The sequence below is a fragment of the Endozoicomonas sp. SESOKO2 genome (genome assembly GCF_024606245.1).
Taxonomy (GTDB): Bacteria; Pseudomonadota; Gammaproteobacteria; order Pseudomonadales; family Endozoicomonadaceae; genus Endozoicomonas_A.
This window is the reverse complement of the sequence record NZ_JAHHPQ010000491.1, coordinates 1-4125: the sequence shown is the minus strand read 5'-3', so window position 1 is coordinate 4125 and position 4125 is coordinate 1. Positions and strand designations below refer to the sequence as shown.

At 48.8% G+C, this 4125-nt stretch carries 2 protein-coding genes; both read right to left on the bottom strand.

Annotated features, from left to right (window positions below):
- Positions 1-49: 49 nt before the first annotated feature.
- Positions 50-862 (bottom strand): PTS sugar transporter subunit IIA, encoded by an 813-nt coding sequence (locus KDK17_RS11305; protein WP_257274981.1) that lies wholly within the window; start codon positions 860-862, stop codon positions 50-52.
- A gap of 165 nt (positions 863-1027) precedes the next feature.
- Positions 1028-3895, bottom strand: coding sequence for a hypothetical protein (locus tag KDK17_RS11300; RefSeq protein ID WP_257280597.1), 2868 nt, complete (start codon positions 3893-3895; stop codon positions 1028-1030).
- Positions 3896-4125: the final 230 nt, after the last annotated feature.

Genomic DNA, 4125 nt, shown 5'->3' with positions numbered 1-4125 from the left:
GACCAATTTATTGCAACCGCAGTAGGACAGCCTTAAGTCCGACAGGCTGCTAGATCAAAGTAAACTCTTCTGAAATCAACTGGTCGAGCCGCTTTAACGCTTCATGTGCATGAAGACCGGAAAGCCTGATACCCAGAGTCTCACCGCAAACCAGCTCAAGGCCGAGCAGTTTGACCAGACTGCGGCCGTTGACATACTCACCATTCTTGCTGACATTGCGCACATATACACGGGTGTCATAGTGCGTAAGGGCGGCAATCATGGCACTGCCACATCTGGCATGTAAACCATTGATATTGTTAATGAGATACTCCCTGGTCAGCTCCCTGCTTCTAGTGCATGTGCGACTGACCCAGCCTCTTTCAGAGGTTTCTCTCCGGCTTTGATTTAAGTAAGCCTTTTGCCATTCACTGAGACTGCCAAGCCCCGGTAGAGGTTTGCCCTCCAGCGCATCGATAATTTTTTCAGGCTCATGGGTACGAGCCAGATAACGGCATAGAAGGCGATCATCCAGAACCCGGGTAAGCCCCCCCAGAATCCTGAGGTGCTCATGGCAGTGGGCCGCTACGCCAAAGGCCAGAAAAACGGGCTGATTCACTCCCCACTCAACGCCCTCAGGAAACTGAATGACCACCACACCCGTTTTTTTAATGGCATGGCGAGACTGAGGCATGCCGTGGGGTATGGCGATACCGTTGTCCAGAAAAGTGGAAGCCAGCGTCTCCCGGGCGTGAATGCCCGGAAGGTAGTCGGCTGAAACCAATCCGGTTTCCAACATTTTGCTGCCAGCCAACTGCAAAGCCTCGTGCTTGTTTTTAGCCTCCTGCTGCAAAAAGATCTGTGTTTTTTCGAGTTTTAACATCAGTGAACGAACCGCGCTAAATCGTCCCAGCCAACAAACTATAGCCGAAACGCAAGAAGGCATTTATAGCCAGTTATCCTTCGGGTCAGTGTTTTTATAGTTTATGCCCCTTACAAAGTAGACCGGGACGAGACAGAATTCACTACAGAAGGGCTGATCCTGACTTCAGGCTTGCTCAACCCCCACGAATTGCAGATCCGCCTGCCCTTCACTCTGATGGGAGTTAATGGCTAACTGCCCTTTAGCCAAGGCACGCTTTAACCAAAAATTGGCAAGCCAGGTACCCAAAAAAGGCACTCTCGCACTATGAACTTGAAGGGAAGGTTGACTGAGTTGGACTACATCCTCTTTCAGGGGAGCCTGAACCGATAAAGACAGATCAGATCCCACCAACCAACTCAACAGCAAAGGTAACTTGCCCAGAACCTTGAGAACAGGCGCTTTCAGGGCAAAGCTCACTTGCGGTGTGTGACCATTAACCCTTGCTTTCAACTGACTGACCCCCGGACAACGGCTTAGGTCGCCCATACGAATCTCTGTCTTGGACAGTACTGTTTTTTCACCGCCCTCCTGAAGTGCCCTGAACACTTGCTTCTTGCTTTCACCTTTACTCTCTGACAAGGCATCGCTATTAACTCCCGGGGTTTCAGAAGGAGGACTCGATGTTTGTTTTGATCTTTGAGGGAGCGAATTAACTCTAATATCACCTTCTTGATTGATGACTGGAGTCACCTCAACGTCTTTAGGTAAGGATGTCGGTTTAGCAGGACTCGATAAATCTTTCTGCTCATTAAAAGGAGAAGGAGCTTCCGGAGATCTTGAGACTGAGACTTGTTCAACGGTATTTTTGAGGGGTGCATCCACTAAAGCCGCAGGGTTCATCAAAGGTTCCGGTTCCCCCAGCAAGCCCAGACAAAGCAGGTTCATAAGCTGACTGGACGACTGAGGATTCATACCCATTTCTTCTTGAAACAGCTGACCCAGCTCGCCGACCTCAAGCTTCTGTCCCATAAGACGAGAGACGGCAAGAACCATCAACTCTTTATCTTCATCCGGTCGCTCTACAGCTTCAATCCGAACATCCCCGTCTGCCAAACGAGCCATACTGCCTATGTCGACAGAAAAGTAACTGGCCACATTAACAGGCTCATGGGCACCAAGAGAGCTGTAATGTTCAGAGGTACAAGCCTGATACTGTTTCCATAGCCGTTCCAGTGCCCGAAACTCAAGAGGAAAGTCCAGCAGCAGTATTTCATGGACAATCCTTCCCATGGGTGAACTCACTTTCAGAGAGACGTCTTTGAAGCTGGCCGGAAACGCTTCACAGGTATCAGACACTTCGTTGACCAGCCCCAGATTCAGGGAAACATCAGGCACTTTGATTTCAAGCACACCATCATCACCCAGGCTGAACCCGGAAAGCTTGAGAGAAGCGGACGATAATTCGGCATGGGAAGTGTCTGTGAAGTCAATGCGCTGCTCGCTGAAATGAATCGATTCAGACGCTGACTGGCCTGACGTTTGCCTTCTGGTAATCCCTCTTAAGGTATGAAAGAGCTTCAGGGCATTTTGGTAAGACTGGACAGATTTTCCGGCATTGGCCTCTCGATACACAACAGCCGCCGTATGATTTTTCTGAGCCGATAGCGCCTCTTTCTTCTTCTGCAACACATTTCGGGATCGCTTCAGGTCTGTCCGGTATTCCGCCAGTATGGCCTGACAGGCTTTTTTCGTCTTACTTTCCTTGATCTTTGGAAGATCCTCTTTCAACATCTTTATCGATTTTTCTCTTACCTGACACAGGGCTGCAAAACTTTCGGCTTTCACAGTATCGCCAGCTTCTTTAACTCTGGACTCTTTAAGGCTATGGGCACCCAGTTCTTTTTTCCAGGTTGTCACAAGCGGAGAGAATAATCGGATGATCCCTTCTCCCATTGCTTCAGTGAACAGATCTGACTTCACTTCCCCCCCAGCCATTTCCAGACCATCAACCGAACACTGAATGATGTCGCCCAGCCGCCTTTGCGCAGCCAGTCCGGATGTTTCTGCAGACAGGGAGTTCAATGCTTCGGAAACTTTTTTATAGGCGCTAAAAATCTCTGTCTTTCTACAAGTCAATAATTTGTTCAAGGGTTCAGCAAGAGGTTCACCAATGCGAACCCGGCAGCTCCCCTTCATCTTGATGGGGCCAACTGCTTTGCTTTCCCCCTCAGAAAAACAATGGGCAGAGAGCTCCGGCACTTCCAGCTCAAGATAACCCTTCTCAAAACAGAAACGCCCGACATTGACCACCAGATTTTTAACCTGAAAATCATAACGGTCAGGATCGGTCACTTTGATATCGCCCAGACGCATTTCAAACACCTTGCCCTGGTGCTTCTTTTTCTGGCTTTTATTAAAAACATCTTTCAGTAGCATGAGGGCTTCAATGCCGGTTGAGATATTCTCTTCCAACACTTTCATATTCAGAGACTGTTGACTTTTACTGGCAGACAGACTCTGTTCATAAGATTGCACCTGCTCAACGGTTTTTCTTAAATGAGCCCTCTTGATAACCAGCTGCTCGTGTTTTGTGAGCTGCTTTGCTATCAGATCACCGTATTCGCCTATCTGTTCAGGAGTCAGAAGCTCGACACTTTCGCGCAAAGTTTGCAGTCTCCCCTCAATAGGCTTCAAACCTTCCTCAAGCTTTTTAATATCTCGATGGATTATTGTCTGGTTTTCCAGCTGTCTATTGATTAAATCGCGAACTTCTTTCTGACTGTTGCTGGCAACCGATGCAATCGCAGAGCTGAAGAAAGACAGAAAACTGGACGACAGTGAACTGAGTGCACGGGTCAACAGACCGGGTTTAACGGGAACCGCCTCAATCCCCCTTTCAGCCAGTGACCGGAAGGGTTTGTGTTCTGAGCGAGACACTATCTGCTTGCGGGTAATCTCTTTCTTGTGAACCCCCTGGACTTCATTGGGCAAGTCTGAAGATGGAGCCAGATGTGGGAGCTTCCTGCCCGTTCCTTCGCTTCCTAATTTCATTATTTTGCGTTTCCTATCGCCTCGTACAAAAGTGTAACACGCTCGAACTCAACGCAACGACTTTATTGCAGCGAGCTTGCACGGGTTCGCCAAGGCACACCTACCGTCTCACCTTTCATAAGCGCACAATATTTTGCTATCCAAAAATTTCACTCCTGAGCTATCTGGTCCCATGCTCCCCGGCGTCAATAAAAGACAATGGTCAAATCCACGGGCGGTAGCGTCAATTT

Excerpts from the sequence above, each read along its gene's own strand:
- KDK17_RS11305 (WP_257274981.1), bottom strand. The coding sequence starts at position 862 with ATGTTAAAACTCGAAAAAACACAGATCTTTTTGCAGCAGGAGGCTAAA.
- KDK17_RS11300 (WP_257280597.1), bottom strand. The coding sequence starts at position 3,895 with ATGAAATTAGGAAGCGAAGGAACGGGCAGGAAGCTCCCACATCTGGCT.